Below are 17,590 nucleotides of genomic sequence, written 5' to 3' on the forward strand. Positions count from 1 at the left end.
ACCGCGCGGGGCCGGAAATGGTCCGTTGGTGCCATGCGCGGGCTGTGGGCCGCTGCCTACCCTAGGAGTCGGTGACGGCAGAGAAGAGGTGATGCGCGTGGCTCCGGCAGGCGGTACGGCGGTTCAGGACCACGTGGCTCTCGCCGAGATCGAACTCTGCGGCGACCTCATCATCGCGGCCTCCGCCACCGACGGCGACCGCCTCAGCCCCGACCGCATCGACGAGGTCCTGCGCGTCTGGGAAGAACGCTCCCACGAGAGCGACCCGCCCCGCTGACTCCGGCCCGCCGGACCCCGGTACCCGTACGCGTCCAGACAGGCCCTGGCACCGACCCGCCGACCGCGTCCGACCGGCCCCGGCACCCCCCGCGCCCGAAGCCCGCACCCGGTGGCCGAAAATCGCCCCCGCCGACGGGCCCCCCGCGCACGCCCCCTCGCCCCCTCGCCCCTCAGGTCCGCAGCAGCCGGCCGATCGCCTTCGTGGCCTCCTCCACCTTCGCGTCGATCTCGGCGCCGCCCTTCAGCGCGGCGTCGGCGACGCAGTGCCGCAGGTGCTCCTCCAGCAACTGGAGCGCGAAGGACTGCAGGGCCTTGGTCGAGGCGGAGACCTGGGTGAGTATGTCGATGCAGTAGACATCCTCGTCGACCATCCGCTGGAGCCCGCGAATCTGCCCCTCGATGCGCCTGAGGCGCTTCAGGTGTTCGCCCTTCTCCTTGTGGTACCCGTGGATTCCACGGTCGTGGTCGGTCACCACACCCGGTTCCACGCCCGGCTCCACACCGTCGACGGCGGGGGGCACCTCGGCTCCGGCCCCTGTGGTCGTCATCGCAGCCTCCAGACATATACCCCTACCGGGTATATCGTATCGAACTTTGGCGGGTATACGCCCTGCGGGCAGCCCCCATGCCGACCCGTCTTCCTGATGGGCGACACTGGGGGACGGCCCGTTAGCCGTGGCCGGATGATGCGCCTAGCATCAGCCTGACCGAAACCCATGCATACCGAGGACCCCACGTGCGCTTTCGTCTGACCCCCAGGGAGACGAGCTTCTACGACATGTTCGCCGCCTCCGCGGACAACATCGTCACGGGCTCGAAGCTCCTGATGGAACTGCTCGGAGCGGACGCGTCCGCCCGGGCCGAGATCGCGGAGCGGATGCGGGCAGCGGAACACGCCGGTGACGACGCCACACACGCGATCTTCCACCAGCTGAACTCCTCGTTCATCACGCCCTTCGACCGCGAGGACATCTACAACCTCGCGTCCTCCCTCGACGACATCATGGACTTCATGGAGGAGGCCGTCGACCTGGTCGTCCTCTACAACGTCGAGGAACTCCCCAAGGGCGTCGAGCAGCAGATCGAGGTCCTGGCGCGCGCCGCCGAACTGACGGCCGAGGCGATGCCCAACCTGCGCACCATGGACAACCTCACCGAGTACTGGATCGAGGTCAACCGTCTGGAGAACCAGGCCGACCAGATCCACCGCAAGCTGCTGGCCATGCTCTTCAACGGCAAGTACGAGGCCATCGAGGTCCTGAAGCTCAAGCAGATCGTGGACGTGCTGGAGGAGGCTGCGGACGCCTTCGAGCACGTGGCCAACACGGTGGAGACGATCGCCGTCAAGGAGTCCTGAACCCTTCATGGACACCTTCGCTCTGGTCGTGACCATCGGCGTCGCGCTCTTCTTCACGTACACCAACGGCTTCCACGACTCCGCGAACGCCATCGCGACCTCGGTGTCGACGCGCGCGCTGACGCCGCGCGCGGCCCTCGCGATGGCCGCGGTGATGAACCTCGTCGGCGCGTTCCTCGGCAGCGGCGTCGCCAAGACGGTCAGCGAGGGCCTGATCTCCACGCCCGAGGGCTCCAAGGGGATGGGCATCCTCTTCGCGGCCCTGGTCGGCGCGATCACCTGGAACCTGATCACCTGGTACTTCGGCCTCCCGTCGTCCTCCTCGCACGCCCTCTTCGGCGGCATGGTCGGCGCGGCCCTCGCCGGCGGTACGACGGTCTACTGGTCCGGCGTGCTGGAGAAGGTCGTCATCCCGATGTTCATCTCCCCGGTGGTCGGCCTGGTCGTCGGCTATCTGGTGATGGCGGCCATCATGTGGATCTTCCGCCGCGCCAACCCGCACAAGGCCAAGCGCGGTTTCCGGATCGCGCAGACCGTGTCGGCGGCCGGTATGGCCCTCGGCCACGGTCTCCAGGACGCCCAGAAGACGATGGGCATCGTGGTCATGGCCCTGGTCATCGCGGACGTCGAGGACTACGGCGACCCGATCCCGGTCTGGGTGAAGATCGCCTGCGCGGTCATGCTCTCCCTCGGCACCTACGCGGGCGGCTGGCGCATCATGCGCACCCTGGGCCGGAAGATCATCGAACTCGACCCGCCGCAGGGCTTCGCCGCCGAGACCACGGGCGCGTCGATCATGTTCATCACGGCCTTCATCTTCAAGGCCCCCATCTCCACGACCCACATCATCACCTCGGCGATCATGGGCGTCGGCGCCACCAAGCGCATCAACGCCGTCCGCTGGGGCGTCGCCAAGAACATCATCCTCGGCTGGTTCATCACGATGCCGGCAGCGGCCCTGGTCGCCGCGACGAGCTTCTGGATCGTGAACCTGGCGTTCCTGTAGGCGGCGGCCAGGAGATACGAGCAGACGGGCTCCACGGACGACAGGCAGGCGGGCCTGAAAGCAGAGGGCGCGGCTCCTGCTTTTCAGGGGCGCGGGGAACTGCGCGAGCGACCACGAGGGACCCGCACCCGCCGACGCACCCGCACCCCCGAGCCATGAGGCGCCCCGCACCCGCACCCCGCCGGGGCACCGCACCGGGAAGCAGACGGGCCCGCCCCCGGGAGCCGGGGGCGGGCCCTTTATCTACCTCGCGGCGGCACCGCCATGCAGCACCGCGAGGGGTTCGGGGAGGCCGGCCGGGACACCGCCCGGCGCGCGGCTCAGCCGAAGCGGCCGGAGATGTAGTCCTCCGTGGCCTGCACGGACGGGTTGGAGAAGATCCGCTCCGTGTCGTCTATCTCGATCAGCTTGCCCGGCTGCCCGACGGCGGCGAGGTTGAAGAACGCCGTACGGTCCGAGACACGCGCCGCCTGCTGCATGTTGTGCGTCACGATGACGATCGTGAAGCGCTCCTTCAGCTCACCGATGAGGTCCTCGATGGCGAGCGTCGAGATCGGGTCGAGCGCGGAGCACGGCTCGTCCATGAGCAGCACCTTCGGCTCGACCGCGATCGCGCGGGCGATGCACAGCCGCTGCTGCTGACCACCGGAGAGACCGGAGCCCGGCTTGGCCAGACGGTCCTTGACCTCGTTCCAGAGGTTCGCGCCCTTGAGGGACTTCTCGACGATGTCGTCCAGCTCGGACTTCTTCTTGCCGCCGACCAGCTTCAGGCCGGCCGCCACGTTGTCGTAGATCGACATCGTGGGGAACGGGTTCGGACGCTGGAAGACCATGCCGACCTCGCGCCGCACGGAGACCGGGTCGACCCCGGCGCCGTACAGGTTCTCGTCGTCGAGCATGACCTTGCCCTCGACACGGCCGCCGGGCGTGACCTCGTGCATCCGGTTCAGCGTGCGCAGGAACGTGGACTTGCCGCAGCCGGAGGGGCCGATGAAGGCCGTCACGGTGCGGGGCTCGATGGCCATCGAGATGTCCTCGATGGCGCGGAAGGAGCTGTAGTAGGCGTTGAGGCCGCTGACGTCGATTCGCTTGGCCATGTGAATCATTGCTTCTTTCGCGAGGAATTCGCGGGGAATTCGGGGATCTGGTCGCTGGTGGCCGCGTCAGCGACCGGGCGCGCGGCGTCGCAGCCGCGTGATTGTCATCGGGGGGCCTTCCAGCGGGCGATGCCGCGGGCCGCCAGGTTCAGGATCATGATGAAGGCGATCAGCGTCAGCGAGGCCGCCCAGGCACGGTCGTAGGCCGCTCCGGAACCGCCGCTCTGCTGGAACTGCAGATAGATGTACATCGGCAGCGAGGCCTGCGGGTCGGAGAAGGGGTTCGCGTTGATGTAGTTCGAACCCCACACCAGCAGCAGGACCGGAGCGGTCTCACCGGCGATACGGGCGACCGCGAGCATCACACCTGTCGTAATACCACCGATCGCGGTGGGCAGCACGATTTTGAGGATGGTGCGCCACTTCGGCACGCCCAGCGCCAGCGAGGCCTCGCGCAGCTCGTTCGGGACGAGCTTGAGCATCTCCTCGGTGGAGCGGACGACGACCGGCAGCATCAGGATGGTGAGCGCCATCGCGCCGGCGAAGCCGGAGGGGCCCATGCCCAGGATCAGGATCCAGGTACTGAGGATGAACAGACCCGCGACGATCGACGGGATGCCCGTCATGACGTCGACGAAGAAGGTGACCGCCTTGGCGAGCCTGCCCCGGCCGTACTCGACCAGGTAGATCGCGGTCAGCACACCGATCGGCACGGAGATGACGGCGGCGATGCCGACCTGCTCCAGGGTGCCGAGGATGGCGTGGTAGATGCCGCCGCCGGGCTGGGAGGTGGCGACCACACCCATCGAGTGGGTGAGGAAGTAGACGTCGAGGACCTTCACACCACGGCTGACGGTCTCCCAGATGAGGGAGGCCAGCGGGAGCACCGCCAGCAGGAACGCGACCCAGACCAGGCTGGTCGCCACCCGGTCCTTGGCCTGTCGCTTGCCCTCGACGCGCGCGGCGATCGCGAACGAGCCGAGGACGAAGAGGATGCCCGCGATCAGGGCCCACTGGATGGAGCTCTCGAGGCCGGCGGCGGCGCTGATGCCGAGGCCCAGCACGACCGAGCCGGCGGCGACCGCCCAGGGGAACCACTTGGGCAGGGACGCGGCACGCAGGGTGCTCGGGCCCTTCGGGGAGAGAGATGCGTTGCTCATGCGTTGGCCCCCGAGAACTCCTTGCGGCGGGCGATGATCAGCCGGGCCGCGCCGTTGACCAGCAGGGTGATGACGAACAGGACCAGACCGGAGGCGATGAGGGCGTCCCGGCCCATCTCGGTGGCCTCGCTGAACTTGCTGGCGATGTTCTGGGCGAAGGTGCCGCCGCCCGGGTCGAGCAGGCTGAGGTTGATCTCGAAGCTGGACGACAGGACCATCGCCACGGCCATGGTCTCGCCGAGCGCGCGGCCGAGGCCGAGCATCGAGGCGGAGATGACACCGGAGCGCCCGAAGGGCAGCACCGCCATGCGGATGACCTCCCAGCGGGTGGCGCCGAGGGCCAGCGCGGCCTCCTCGTGCATCCGCGGGACCTGCCGGAAGACCTCACGGCTCACGTTGGTGATGATCGGCAGGATCATGATCGCGAGCAGGATGCCGACGGTGAGCATCGAGCGGGGGGCGCCGCCCTGCCAGTCGAGGATGCCGGTCCAGCCGAGGTAGTCGTTCAGCCAGCCGTAGAGCCCGTCGAGCTGCGGTACGAGGACCAGGATGCCCCAGAGGCCGTACACGATGGACGGCACGGCGGCGAGCAGGTCGATCACGTACGCGATGGGGCCGCCCAGCTTGCGCGGGGCGTAGTGCGTGATGAAGAGCGCGATGCCGACCGCGACCGGGACCGCGATGGCCATCGCGATGACCGACGAGACGACGGTGCCGAAGGCCAGGACCGCGATGCCGAACACCGGCGGGACGGCGGTGGGATTCCACTCGAAGGTGGTGAAGAAGTTGGCCTCGTCCTTGCTGATGGCGAGCGCGGCCCGGTAGCTGAGGAACACGGCGATGGCCGCCATGAGCACCAGCAGGAAGATGCCGGACCCGCGGGACAGGCCGAGGAAGACGCGGTCGCCGAGGCGCGTGACGCCACGGGCGGCACGCTTGTCCTCTGCCGTCTCGGCAGGCGGTGGGGTGTGGGGTGCGGGAGTGTCTTTGAGCGATATGTCCATCAGGTTCTCCGGTCTGCGGAGCCGTCGCCGTGGGGGCGGCGGCTCGGGGCGGAGCCGTCCGCGGTGGCGGGAGACTCCTGGCGGCGGTGCACCGGACGGTGCGGCCCGGTCCCGGTGGGGACCGGACCGCACTCGGGTCAGCTCAGTTCCGAGATGGTCGTACGGACCTTGGTGATGATCTCCTCGGGCATCGGGGCGTACCCGGCCTCGGAGAGCAGCGCCTGGCCGTCCTCGGACGCGATGTAGGTGAGGAAGGACTTGGTGGCGGGCAGGGTGTCCGCCTTGTTGCCCTTGTCACAGACGATCTCGTAGGTGACGAGGGTGATCGGGTAGGCGCCCTCGGCGGTGGGCTTGTAGTTCAGCTTCAGCGCCAGGTCCTTGCCCGTGCCGACGACCTGGGCCTCGGAGATGGCCTTGGTGGCGTTCTCGACGGTCGCCTTGACCGGCTCGGCGGCCTCGGTCTTGACGTCGACCGTGGTGATGCCGTCCTTGGCGTAGGAGAGCTCCATGTAGGAGATGGCGCCCTTGGTCTCCTTCACGCCCTGCGCGACACCGGAGGAGCCCTGCGCGGACTGGCCGCCCTTGGCCTGCCAGGCCTTGCCGCCCTCGTACTTCCAGTTGTCGGGGGCCGCGGCGATCAGGTACTTGGTGAAGTTGTCCGTGGTGCCGGACTCGTCCGAGCGGTGGAAGGCCTGGATCTTGAGGTCGGGCAGCTTGGCGTCGGGGTTGAGCGCCGCGATGGCCTTGTCGTTCCAGTTGGTGATCTTGCTGTCGAAGATCAGGGCGAGGGTCTTGGCGTCCAGGACCAGGTTGTCGACACCCGGGACGTTGTAACCGACGGCGATCGGACCGCCGACCATCGGCAGGTCGATGCCCTGACCGCCCTTGCAGATCTCCTTGGAGGCCGTGACCTCTTCGGGCTTGAGCGCCGAGTCGGAGCCCGCGAAGGCGACCTGGCCCTGGGTGAACGCGGTGATGCCCGCGCCCGAACCGCTGCCCTTGTAGTTGATCACGACGTCCTTGCAGGTGCTCTGGTACTGCGCCACCCAGGCGTCGATCGCGTTCTTCTGCGCGGAGGAGCCATCGGCCAGCAGCTGGCCCTTGGCGTCGCCGCAGTCGATGTTGCCGGCGGCGGCCGTGCTCTCGCCCGTGCCGCTCGCGCCACCACTGGTGTCGTCGGACCCGCACGCGGTGAGGGTCAGGGCGCCGGTGAGGGCGACAGCACCGAGAGAAAGGGCGCGCAGCCGGTTCTTGCGCTGAAGCTTCACTTTCGGGGGTTCCTTCCAGGAGCCGCCGTCCACGTGGCGGCGTGCGAAGTCGTCGTATCAGCCTCGGGAACCGTTCCGCTGATGCCTTCGGTCCCTCAGACTGCTGTCGTCACGGGCTGTGAGGCCGCATTTCGGTCCACATCCCGCACCGGGTAAGGCCGAAATTAGGCAGATCAGGTGAAGCCGCCAATGGACGGAAGTGAACGGCGAGTGAACCCCTGCCGACAGTGCGGTGAGGTAACGGAACGCTCACGGCCAGAACACGCGAGGGTCCCGACACCTCACCACCTCCCCCTCAACCATCTAACTCTCCGCACCCAATCAGCTACAGAGAGAAACCATCCCCAGTTCCCCACCACTCCACGCCCCCCACGGGACGGAAGAACCGCCTCCGAGGCCCGCAGGCCCCCCAGGGGCGTGGGGAACCGCGCGACCAGCCAGCCACAACGAACACGCACCGTCTCCACGAACCGCACCGGCGCGGGGAACTGCGCGACCAGCCACAACGAACGGACGGCCGCCGACGCACACGCACCCCCGCCCCCTCAGGCGCTCCACGGCGGAGCCGAGCGCGGAGCCGAGCGCGGAGCCGAGCGGCAGATCCTGGGAACCCGCACCCCACCCACCCCGTCTCGTTCCACGAACCCACATACGGCGCACCGGGAGACCCACATGGAACGGCGCACATTCCTCGGCGGCGCGGCCGCGATCACCACCCTCACGGCATCCGCCTGCACCACCCCCACCCCCACCCCCACCCCCGGCACGCGCGCCACAGACACCTCCCTCCGCACCACCACGACAACCACCACCACGACCAGCGGCACCGCCAAGAACCCCACCACCGCCAACTGGTCCGCCCTCGCCCGAGACCTCGACGGCCCCCTCGTCCGCCCCGGCGACAAGGCCTGGTCCACAGCCCGCCAGCTCTACAACACCCGCTTCGACACCCTGAAGCCCACCGCCGTCGCCTACGTCGCCCACCCCGACGACATCCGCACGACCCTCGCCTACGCCCGGGCACACGCCCTCAAGGTCTCGATACGCAACGGCGGCCACTCCTACGCCGGCTGGTCCTCCGGCAACGGCCGCCTCGTCATAGACGTCTCGAAGCTGAACAAGGTCCGCGCCTCCGCGAACGAGGCGGTCGTGGGCGCCGGCTCCAAGCTCATCGACGTCTACCGCGCCCTGGCCGCGAAGGGCGTCACCATCCCCGCCGGCTCCTGCCCGACCGTGGGCGTCTCCGGCCTCACCCTCGGCGGCGGCCATGGCGTCACCTCCCGCGCCTACGGCCTGACCTGCGACAGCCTCACCCAGGCCACGCTGATCACGGCCGACGGCAAGCAACTCACAGCGAACGCCACCACCAACAAAGATCTCTTCTGGGCCCTACGAGGCGCGGGCAACGGCAACTTCGGCGTGGTCACCGAACTCCGCTTCCGGACCCACCCGGCCCGCCAGGGCGTCACCGCCTACCTCACCTGGCCGTGGTCGAAGGCCGCCGCCGTACTGAAGGCCTGGCAGGAGTGGGGCCCGACGCAGGCCGACGAGATCTGGTCCTCCTGCCACCTGGAGAACGGCGGCAGCCCGACCGTCGCCGTCGCCGCGTTCTCCCTCGGCTCCTACGGCGACCTGGAGAACGCCCTCGACCGCCTCGCCGACCGCGTAGGCACCCCGGCCCGCAGTGTCTCCCTGAAGCGCCGCTCGTACGAGGACGCCATGGAGGGCTACGCCGGCTGTGGCTCCTTCTCGACCGACGCCAAGTGCCATCTGCCCGGCTCGACCCCGGGCCGCAACCCGCAGGGCGCCCTGCGCCGGGAGACGTACGCCGCCCGCTCGGACTTCTTCGACCGCTCGATCGCCCCGGCGGGCATCCAGACCCTGCTGACCCAGATCGCGGGCGTGAAGGGCGGGGCCGGCAGCATCGCCCTGACCGCCCTCGGCGGCCAGGTCAACCGGGTCTCCCCCACGGCCACGGCGTTCGTCCACCGCCGCTCCCGGATGCTGGCCCAGTACCTCGCCTCCTGGAAGGCCGGCACCGCCGGCACGGCGGCCCAGTCCTGGCTCACCGGGGCCCACAAGTCCATGACCCGCCACGCCTCGGGCGCCGCCTACCAGAACTACACCGACCCCACCCTCAAGGACTGGAAGAAGTCGTACTACGGGGACGCGGCCCCCCGCCTGACCACCCTGAAGAAGAAGTACGACCCGAACCGCTTCTTCACGTTCCCGCAGGCTCTGTAGGTTCCCGTGAGGAGTGCCCCGTAAGGGTCGCGGGGAACTGCGCGAGAAGCCCCCACGGACCCGCACCCGCCAAACAAGCCCCCCCGAGTCATCGGGCGCTCAAGGGGGGTCGAAGGGGCACAGCCCCTGGGGACGGGACGGGTAGGGGCGGCGGGGGCGAAAGAAATCCCGGGCGAACCCTCAGGCCGCCAGATCCCGCTCCTCCACGGACGCGGACTCCACCCGCGCCCCCGGAATCACCGCACGCCCCCCATCACGCCCCCGAGCCCGCACGAGCCACCCCACCCGAGGCGACCGCTCCACCGCCTTCATCAGCGGCGTGAGCAGAGCCATGGCGAGCGGCGACAGCAACAGCGCGACCGCCGTCCCGAGCGCGAACCCGCCGATCACATCGGTCGGGTAGTGCACACCCATGTAGACCCGGATGAACCCGCCCAGCAGCCCGATGACCAGCCCGACCATCCCGAACTTCCGGTTGGCGACGAACAGCCCCACCGCCATCGCCATGATCAGCGTCGCGTGATCGCTCACGAACGAGTAGTCGGTCTTGCCGGAGACCAGCACCTCCAACCCCTCGTGATCGAGGAAGGGCCGGGGCCGCTCCACGAACCCGCGTATCGGCACGTTCACCAGCACGGCGATCCCGGCGGCGAGCGGCGCCCACGCCAACGCGGCCACGGACGCGGCGGCATCCTCCCCGCCCCGCTTCCGCACGCCCCACCAGCACCACAGGATCAGCAGCACCATCGCGAAGAGGAGCCCGTACTCCCCCACGAACTCCATCACCCGGTCGAGCCAGGTCGGCGCGTCCTTGGCCAGACCATTGATGTCGTAGAGCAGCTCGACGTCGGGATTCGATCCGGATTCAGCGGCCAGTGAGGTAGCGGCATGCGCGGCGAGTCCAGCCATCGTGCTGCGGCCCTTTCGTCATCGTTCTCGCGACCGCACCGTTCGTGCGCCGCGCTTTGCCACCCCCGTGGTGTACGTAGTGCTTCCGCGTGTGCGTCGACGCGCTACGTCAAATAGGAACGCACACTCCTTCTCAATGCGTTCCACCCTCCACTGAATGATCACGCAGACGTTATCGAAGAGAGACACGTCTGCGCAGCTCAGGGCAGTGGTTCACGGAGAATTACGGCGTTGTCAGACCGCCGTAGGCAGCGCTTTCGCGCCATCTTCGGTGACCCGGGTCGCACCAAAGTAGTCGGGGGTGTCAATCGGGTCGAACCGGATCACCGCCCCCGTCCGCGGCGCGTCGATCATGTATCCACCTCCGACATAGATCCCGACGTGCCGAATGGCCCGCGAGTTGGTGAGGTCGTCGGAGAAGAACACCAGATCCCCGGGCAGCAGCTCCTCGCGCGAGGGGTGCGGCCCGGCGTTGTACTGATCGTTCGCGACCCGCGGCAGCGTGATCCCCACACTCTCGTACGCGGCCTGCGTCAGACCCGAGCAGTCGAAGCGTCCGCCCTGCTCAGCGGTACCGGTACCGCCCCACAGATACAGCGTCCCGAGCTTCTTCTGCGCGTACGCGATGGCCCCTGCCGCCTGCTCGCTGGGATCGACCCGGGTCGTGGGAGCCGCGAAACTCTCCGACAGCGTCGTGATCGTCTTGACGTAGTTCTGGGTCTCCTTGTACGGCGGAACACCCCCGTACTTGATCACGGCGTACGCCCCCGCGTTGTAGGAAGCGAGCATGTTCGCCGTCGGATCGCCGGGTACGTCCTTCACGTACTTCGCGAGCGAGCAGTCGTACGACGCGGCCGATGGAATCGCGTCATTCGGGTCCCAGACATCACGGTCGCCGTCCCCGTCACCGTCCAGTCCGTGCGCGGCCCAGGTCCCCGGAATGAATTGCGCGATCCCCTGCGCGGCGGCGGGGCTCTGCGCCTTCGGATTGAACCCGCTCTCCTGGTACAGCTGCGCGGCGAGCAGGGCCGGATTGATGGCCTCGCACAGATTGCCCCATTTCTGCACGAGCGACTGATAAGCGGCGGGAACAGCTCCCTTGGCCAGCCCGACCGACTTTCCGCCGATCCCGGCGGCGAGATTCCCGGCGACCAGATAGACACCCACGACCAGCACCATCACGAAGGCGAGCCCGGCACTGCCGGCAGCGATCACCACGATCCACGCCTTACGCACCGTCAACCGCCCCTCACCGCGCGCCAGTCCACCGACGGTCAGTGTAGAGGCGGCCCGCTTTCTTAGGAATGATCACTCGAACGACCACGACGACGCAGAAGGAGCCGCCCCGTGTCCGACATCCCCCCGGACCTCGACTGGATCCGCGCCGCCCCCGAGGGCGCGACCGGCCCCGGCCCCTGGATCGAGCTGGCCTTCGCGGAGGGCGACGGCCCCGACGACCCCGAGGCCGCCGTCTACCTCCGCGAGACGAGCGACCCCGCCACCGTCGTCACCACCAACCGCAGAAAGTGGGACGCCTTCGTACTGGGCGTCCAGGCAGGCGAGTTCGACCACTTCGTGGAGGGTGTGGAGGGATACGGGCCGACCGACCGGTAGGCCCGCGGCGTTGTCAGTGGGGCGTGCCAGGATCTCGTCATGAAGGTCGACGTCCCACTTCCCACCCAGCCGCACCGCTCGACCGTGCACGTCGACTGGGCCCGCGCCCACGACCCGGCCGGCGAGCCCGTCGCGCTCGACGCCCTGCGGGCGGCCGACACGCGGCTGCGGGTGACGTACGGCAAGCCGGGCCGTTTCCTGACCGACATGGAGCGGCACGCGCGTACGTTGCCGGTCGCGCATCTGCCGTGGTTCTGGGACACCGTGGGCCACCGGCTGACGGGCAGCAGCGCGCGGTACGCGGGAAAGGCGTTCGCGCTGGCGCGCAAGGCGGAGCGGGACCACTCACTGCCGGTGGACGACGCGTGGTACCGGGCCAACGTCCTGCTGTTCGCACGGCACGGCGCCCTCCCGGCCAAGGAGTTGACGGACCACCAACGCCGACTGGCCGAGACGCTGGACGCGCGGGAGGCCCACACGGAGTACGTAGGGGTGCTGACGGCCTGGGCGGCGTCACCGGGCGAACTGCCCGCGACGCTCGCGGGACGGGTGCGCGCGTCGGCGAAGGCGGCCGGGCTGGGCCGCGACGAGGACGCCCGGGTGCTGGCGGCGCTGGTGGGGGCGGCCCGGGACAAGGCCGTACCGGACGCGCTGCTGGACGCGGTCGCCGCGCTGCTGGCCGAGCACCCCCAGGGCGACGAGGTGAACGCCGCCCTGCTGGACGTCTTCCCGGACTCCCGGGGCGACGCGGCGGCCTGGCTGCGGGTGCTGCTGCGCTCCGGCGCGGCCGAGGCCGTGGTCACCGGGCACATCGCACCGGAGGGCGGGGTCGACGGCTGGCTCGCGCGGTACGCCCGGATGTACAAGCACGCGCGCGTGTCCGGAGGTGTGACCTCGCAGCCGATGCCACCCGAGCTGTTCGAGCTGCTGACGCTGTTCGCGCCCCGGCTGCGCGCGGCGCAGGCGCCCGTGCGCCTGCACGAGGACCGCTACCGCTATCCGGAGCTGGACGCCGATCTGCTCGACGCCTGCCTCGCGGAGGGCATCGCGGTCGAGGACCCGGGCGACTCGATCGGGCTGCGGTTCTGGGGCAGCGGTTCACGGCGCGATCTGTCCGCCCTCGCGGCCGATCCGGTGTTCGGCTCCCGGCTGGAGGGCACGGTCCACGCCGGCCGGCGCGGTGGCGGCACGGCCATCACCCGGCTCCCCGAGAACACGGCCATCGCCGCCGAGGTGCGCACCCGGATCGAGAAGCTGATCGACGAGCTGCGCGGCGGCGGGATCGCGGCGGCCGACGAGGCCGTGGACGAACTGACCGGCCTCCTCGACCGTCCGACGGCGACGGCCCTGGACGGCATCGAGGAGGCCCTGGCCGACCTGGACCTGACCGGCCCGCTCTCCCGAGCGCTGACCGCCGGACTGCCGGAGGAACTGGGCTGGCCGGCCTTGGAGGAGGCCCTGGCAGAGTTCGGCACGGGGACGGGCGACGGGGTCGCGGGGTCGGTCGAGGGCGGTGCCGAGGGTTCCGTCGAAGGCGGGGCCGAGGGCGGTGCCCGGCGGGGTGACGGCGGGGGTGGCGGTGTGCGGGGCGTGACCTGCACCTGGCCCGTGCTGACCGTCTACGGCGACGACCGGGCCGTGGCCGTCGACCACACCGGCCGGCGCGGCGACTGCGCCTTCACGCTCCCCGAGGGCACGACGAGCCACACCGTGCACTTCGCGGGCGGACGGTTCCTGGTGGCCTGGACGACCACGCGGCGGGACTCCTTCGGCGGCCACGCCTACTGGGCCGACCGGCCCGAGGAGGTCTTCCAGCCGGAGCAGCGCATCGGTCTGCGCCCGTACGACGGGCTCATCGACGGCGGTTTCGGCTTCCAGTTCGCGAGCCCCGACGGCGGCGGCCGCCACGACGGCGACCGCGTGCTGCGGCCGGGCGACCGGTCCGGAATCGGCCACCGTGAACTGCAGATGAGCGACGGCGAGCGGTTCTGGAGCGCCGATGTCTTCCGGGGCAACTGGGAGCGGGTGGACCCGTCGACGGGCGCCCGCACCGGCGACCGCACGCTGCCCGACTTCCACCGCGACACCGAAGTACCGCCCGGCCGGGCGGTGTTCATGGACTCGCTCTCCCTGGCGGCCCTGCCCGACGACGCGCCGCCGTCGCCCCTGGGCCGGCGCGGCCGCCTGACCGGCTGCCACATCGCGTACCGCACCCCGTACGCGGGCCCGTCCCCGACCGACTTCCTGCTGCGGACCGTCGACGGCCGCGAGGGCCGGTTCGTGAGCACCCGGCCGGGCCTGCACCCGTGGGGCATCCTCCGGCTGCCCGCGGGCGGCGAGGACGCCGTCCTGGTGGAGCCGCGCCATGTCCGGGTGCACGCCGTGACCGACGGTTCCCTGCTCTGGGAGACCCACGGCTTCCCCGCCACCGAACGCCACCGGGGCCGCACACCCTCGGCCCACAGCGTCGGCCCCCTCCCCCCGCCCGCGTACTGGCACTTCCTCACCCCACGCGACGAGCAGTCCTCCAAGTCCCTCCGCACGACCCACGCCGACGTCGTACGCGCGCTGCTCGACACGGCGGCCGGGGGGACGGCGGGGGCGAGCGTCGGGAAGCCGGGGGCGAGCCGTGGAACGGCAGCGGCAGCGGCACGCGAGGCGGCACCGACGACCGCAGGCGAGGGCCCGGCGGAGGCGGCCGGTGAGGGGACCGCGGAGGCGGCCGTACGTGCCGGACTGGCCCGGCTGCTGCCCGAGGTGACCGACCCGAGGGTCGTGGACGGCGTCGTGCGGGTGGCGCTGCTCGCCGCCGACGTGCTCCGGCGGCGCGAGGAGCTGTCCCGGCGGGTGCGCATCATGCGGTCGGGCCCGGTGGTGACCCTGCCGGCCGAGATCCCGGACACCGCCCTGGCCCCCGCCCTCTACGGCCTCCTGCCCGAACTCCGCGCCTACGACGCCCCCGTGCCCGGCCCCCGCCCCGCGACGCTGACCTCGGTCGCGGCGGACGGCCGGTATCTGCGGGGCGAGATCGACGACGAGACCCGGCGGCTGGCCCTGCCCGCCGAGCCGCTGGACTGGCCCGCCCTGCTCGGCCGTATCGACGCGGTGGCCTGGCGCGCCGCGATGGAGACCACCTCCGCCGAGGAACGGGATTCCCTGGCCGGGCTGTTGCGCACCTGGAGCGGGCAGCCGTTCGCCGAGCGGGGAGGGCGCTGGCGCACCGGCCGCGCACCGCTGCCGGCACTGAGCGCGTCCCGTTCCGCCGGCCACCTGATCACCACGGCCGCCGAACGCGGCGGCACGGCCCGCTTCGTCCAACGGGCGGCGGATCCGGCGCCGTCGCCGGAACCCGCCACCCCCGCCTCAGCCTCAGCCTCAGCCTCCGAGCCGGGCGACGCCCACGACACGGTCGCCGTCGAGCGGGACGACGCCTCGCGGCTGCCGGAGCTGCTGGACCTGCTGGAGCGGCGGGGTCCACTGTCGCTGCCCACACGGGCGCTGGAGGCCTTCTCGTGGCGCACGGGGGTGCGGGCCCCGATCGCGATGCTGGTCCTGGCCGGGCTGCCCCGGCGGCAGCGGAACGACGACGACAGGCGGATGCTGCGCTCGAAGCCGTACAAGGCGAGCAAGCCGGTCGCCGACGCGTACCACTCCTTCTGGCACCGCCTCGGCCCGGCGGGCCGCCGTGCCGTCCTCGCGGCGGGCGTCCCGGAGAACCCGGCCGAGCTGTGGGAGGACGGCGGCACGGTCGCGGCCGCGGAGCGCATGGCCGAGGTGTGGGTCCACCTGCTCGGCGCCACCCCGTACGTGGACGACACCCTGGCCGACGCGCTGGACGCGGACCTGGGTCTCCCCGCCCCTTGGGCCCGCGCCCTCACCACCGCCCAGGTGCCCGCCGAGGGAACCGGTCTCGGCGCCCCCGGCTTCGTCCTGGCCGGCACCACCGGCGGCGGCCTCGACCTGCACGAGGAGGGCCCCGACGGCACGGCGGGTGCTCGGGTCGGCCTCTACACCCTCCCGGACCGGCGACTCCTGACCCTCGTGGCCTGGGCCCTCACGGAGCGCCCGGTCGGCGACCCCGTGGCGGCGGGGGCGGTGCGGCTGTTCGACCTGCTGCGGACCCTGCTGGACGCCCCCGGCACGCTCGTGCCGCTGGCCCGGCACCAGGGGCTCGCCACCGCGGCGCCCGACACCCCCGGCTTCGCGCCCTACGCCGCCCCGGTCCTCCCCTGCCCGCACCCTCTGCGGGTGAACGCCACCGCGACGACCGCCGTGTACGACGACGGCCTCCTCGTGGTCTCCGTCCCGCACGGCGACGTGTTCCTGCGGCCGTCGGCGCTCGCCGCCCCGGCCCGGCTGGAGCGGGCGGAGCATCTCTGCGCCGAACTGACCCTGCCCTGGCTGCTGAGCAGGATCCGCGAGATCGAGGAGCTGCTCACCGGCGGCCTCGTCCGGATGACCGAGCGCGTCTCCACGACCCCCGTACCGCCGGGCGGCTACGAGCTGAACCCGGCCCTGAGCACACCCGGCCTGGTGCAGGAGGCCGCCGACACCCTGGGCGTCAGCGGCGACGCGGCGGCGCTCCACCTCCAGCTTCTGGCCCTCGCCCGCCCCACCGACCAGAACATCCGCCGCTGGAACGACTGGACGCCCGCCCGGCACAGGGCCGCCCAGTCGGAGCTGCTGGCCGTGGGCGCGGTGCAGCGGGACAAGCGGCCGAGGGCGGGCCGCACGGTGTTCGTTCCGGGCCCGTGGACCGCCCTGAAGTCCCCCCACCTCCCCCTGGAGACCCCCAAGCTCGCCCTCCACCGGGCCCCGCACTCCACCACGACCCGCCTGCAGGGCCCCTTCACCCACCTGCTGCCCCCGGTCCCCCCGCACGAACTGTTCACCGCCGCCTGGACAGCCGCACGCGCCTGAGCCCGGCGTATCGCCTCACGGTGTCCAGGTCACTCCCGCGGAGGGAGGGAAGTCGGGGTAGCCCTGACCCGTCCAAGCCGCACCCGTGACCTCGGTGCCGGGGTCGGCGAAGACCGGTGCGCACGTCTCGTACGAGGCACCGGGCGGGAACTTCTTGGTCTTCGGGTAGGAGTCGCAGGGGGCGAACGTTCCGATGACCAGGAGCTGCCGGGCCGCGGTCCCATCGCCGAGCAGCCCGCCGGGCGGGTCGACAGCCGCATGGGAGAGATCGTTCTTGCCGGCGTTCTTGATGGTCGCCCGCACGTAGTACGGCGTCATCTTCTTGGCGTCGCCCTCCAGCCCCAGCGAGGCCACATCCGCCTTGTCACCCTTCTCGATGCCGGTGACGGTGACCTCGAGAACGCCCGACTTCGTCCCCCCTTCATAGCGGAGCAGAACCGGCTCCCCGAGCTTCGCCTTGCTCCCCGCCTTCGCCGTACCGTCCTCGTTCACACTGGACGTGGGCGACGGCGAGGCCCGAGGAGAAGCGGAAGCACTCGCCACAGGCTTGTCGTCGGAGGGCCCCGCCCCACCGCCGGAACCGCAGCCGACAAGGGTGAGCAGAAGAAGAGACGCGGCCACGCGCGGCGCCGACAGACGTCGTATGCGGGTGATCATGCCGGGCAGCGTATCCGTCGCGAGAGCTGCCCCTGCCGGAGTGGTGCCACATCGGCTCGCGGGTTCTCGGCGGTC

Annotated in this window: 14 protein-coding genes; 6 read left to right on the forward strand and 8 right to left on the reverse strand. The window is 70.8% G+C overall.

The window, feature by feature from the left end; translation table 11 throughout:
• The first annotated feature begins 91 nt into the window (after positions 1–91).
• Positions 92–277: a hypothetical protein gene (locus HW837_RS32085; protein WP_045555912.1), complete on the forward strand. Its 186-nt coding sequence runs from the start codon at positions 92–94 to the stop codon at positions 275–277.
• Positions 278–449: 172 nt separating this feature from the next.
• Here HW837_RS32085 and HW837_RS32090 read toward each other — a convergent pair whose 3' ends face one another.
• On the reverse strand, positions 450–827 hold the full coding sequence (locus tag HW837_RS32090) for a metal-sensitive transcriptional regulator (protein ID WP_045555911.1): 378 nt from the start codon (positions 825–827) through the stop codon (positions 450–452).
• Positions 828–1,015: 188 nt separating this feature from the next.
• On the opposite strand from HW837_RS32090, the gene HW837_RS32095 reads away from it, so the two are divergent.
• Positions 1,016–1,636 carry a DUF47 domain-containing protein gene (locus HW837_RS32095; RefSeq protein WP_045555910.1) on the forward strand — a complete coding sequence of 207 codons (621 nt, stop codon included), beginning with the start codon at positions 1,016–1,018 and terminating at the stop codon, positions 1,634–1,636.
• A gap of 7 nt (positions 1,637–1,643) precedes the next feature.
• Positions 1,644–2,642: an inorganic phosphate transporter gene (locus HW837_RS32100; RefSeq protein ID WP_045555909.1), complete on the forward strand. Its 999-nt coding sequence runs from the start codon at positions 1,644–1,646 to the stop codon at positions 2,640–2,642.
• 320 nt (positions 2,643–2,962) lie between these two features.
• On the opposite strand, the gene pstB is transcribed toward HW837_RS32100, so the two are convergent.
• The 4 genes from pstB to pstS form a co-directional block, all read right to left on the reverse strand.
• Complete coding sequence (gene pstB / locus HW837_RS32105; protein WP_045555908.1) at positions 2,963–3,739, reverse strand: phosphate ABC transporter ATP-binding protein PstB; 777 nt, start codon at positions 3,737–3,739, stop codon at positions 2,963–2,965.
• A 104-nt stretch (positions 3,740–3,843) separates the two neighbouring features.
• Entirely contained in the window at positions 3,844–4,899 is a 1,056-nt protein-coding gene (gene pstA / locus HW837_RS32110) for a phosphate ABC transporter permease PstA (protein WP_045555907.1), read from the reverse strand.
• A complete protein-coding gene (pstC, locus tag HW837_RS32115; RefSeq protein ID WP_045555906.1) occupies positions 4,896–5,903 on the reverse strand; it encodes a phosphate ABC transporter permease subunit PstC in 1,008 nt (335 codons plus the stop codon). Before pstC ends, pstA begins: the two co-directional genes overlap by 4 nt.
• A 137-nt stretch (positions 5,904–6,040) precedes the next feature.
• Positions 6,041–7,171 (reverse strand): phosphate ABC transporter substrate-binding protein PstS, encoded by a 1,131-nt coding sequence (gene pstS, locus HW837_RS32120; RefSeq protein ID WP_045555905.1) that lies wholly within the window; start codon positions 7,169–7,171, stop codon positions 6,041–6,043.
• Between the two features lie 672 nt (positions 7,172–7,843).
• On the opposite strand from pstS, the gene HW837_RS32125 reads away from it, so the two are divergent.
• Entirely contained in the window at positions 7,844–9,415 is a 1,572-nt protein-coding gene (locus tag HW837_RS32125) for an FAD-binding oxidoreductase (protein WP_193381475.1), read from the forward strand.
• A 180-nt stretch (positions 9,416–9,595) separates the two neighbouring features.
• Here the strand turns inward: HW837_RS32125 and HW837_RS32130 are convergent, their stop codons facing one another.
• Positions 9,596–10,324 carry a phosphatase PAP2 family protein gene (locus HW837_RS32130; RefSeq protein WP_045555903.1) on the reverse strand — a complete coding sequence of 243 codons (729 nt, stop codon included), beginning with the start codon at positions 10,322–10,324 and terminating at the stop codon, positions 9,596–9,598.
• Between the two features lie 234 nt (positions 10,325–10,558).
• Positions 10,559–11,566, reverse strand: a complete 1,008-nt coding sequence (locus HW837_RS32135) for a C40 family peptidase (protein WP_177261865.1) — start codon at positions 11,564–11,566, stop codon at positions 10,559–10,561.
• Positions 11,567–11,671: 105 nt separating this feature from the next.
• Here HW837_RS32135 and HW837_RS32140 point away from each other — a divergent pair, with 105 nt between their 5' ends.
• Both HW837_RS32140 and HW837_RS32145 read left to right on the forward strand, forming a co-directional pair.
• Positions 11,672–11,938, forward strand: coding sequence for a DUF397 domain-containing protein (locus tag HW837_RS32140; RefSeq protein WP_045555902.1), 267 nt, complete (start codon positions 11,672–11,674; stop codon positions 11,936–11,938).
• 39 nt (positions 11,939–11,977) lie between these two features.
• The gene (locus HW837_RS32145) at positions 11,978–16,858 is read left to right on the forward strand and encodes a hypothetical protein (RefSeq protein WP_196789301.1); all 4,881 of its coding nucleotides are present in this window, start codon (positions 11,978–11,980) and stop codon (positions 16,856–16,858) included.
• A 15-nt stretch (positions 16,859–16,873) separates the two neighbouring features.
• On the opposite strand, the gene HW837_RS32150 is transcribed toward HW837_RS32145, so the two are convergent.
• A complete protein-coding gene (locus tag HW837_RS32150) occupies positions 16,874–17,515 on the reverse strand; it encodes a hypothetical protein (RefSeq protein ID WP_193381474.1) in 642 nt (213 codons plus the stop codon).
• Positions 17,516–17,590: the final 75 nt, after the last annotated feature.

The sequence above is a fragment of the Streptomyces caniscabiei genome (assembly GCF_014930365.1).
GTDB classification, from domain to species: Bacteria; Actinomycetota; Actinomycetes; order Streptomycetales; family Streptomycetaceae; genus Streptomyces; species Streptomyces caniscabiei.

Excerpts from the sequence above, each read along its gene's own strand:
- pstA (WP_045555907.1), bottom strand. The coding sequence starts at position 4,899 with ATGAGCAACGCATCTCTCTCCCCGAAGGGCCCGAGCACCCTGCGTGCC.
- HW837_RS32100 (WP_045555909.1), top strand. The coding sequence starts at position 1,644 with ATGGACACCTTCGCTCTGGTCGTGACCATCGGCGTCGCGCTCTTCTTC.
- HW837_RS32125 (WP_193381475.1), top strand. The coding sequence starts at position 7,844 with ATGGAACGGCGCACATTCCTCGGCGGCGCGGCCGCGATCACCACCCTC.
- HW837_RS32085 (WP_045555912.1), top strand. The coding sequence starts at position 92 with ATGCGCGTGGCTCCGGCAGGCGGTACGGCGGTTCAGGACCACGTGGCT.
- HW837_RS32145 (WP_196789301.1), top strand. The coding sequence starts at position 11,978 with ATGAAGGTCGACGTCCCACTTCCCACCCAGCCGCACCGCTCGACCGTG.
- HW837_RS32130 (WP_045555903.1), bottom strand. The coding sequence starts at position 10,324 with ATGGCTGGACTCGCCGCGCATGCCGCTACCTCACTGGCCGCTGAATCC.
- pstB (WP_045555908.1), bottom strand. The coding sequence starts at position 3,739 with ATGGCCAAGCGAATCGACGTCAGCGGCCTCAACGCCTACTACAGCTCC.
- HW837_RS32090 (WP_045555911.1), bottom strand. The coding sequence starts at position 827 with ATGACGACCACAGGGGCCGGAGCCGAGGTGCCCCCCGCCGTCGACGGT.
- pstC (WP_045555906.1), bottom strand. The coding sequence starts at position 5,903 with ATGGACATATCGCTCAAAGACACTCCCGCACCCCACACCCCACCGCCT.
- HW837_RS32150 (WP_193381474.1), bottom strand. The coding sequence starts at position 17,515 with ATGATCACCCGCATACGACGTCTGTCGGCGCCGCGCGTGGCCGCGTCT.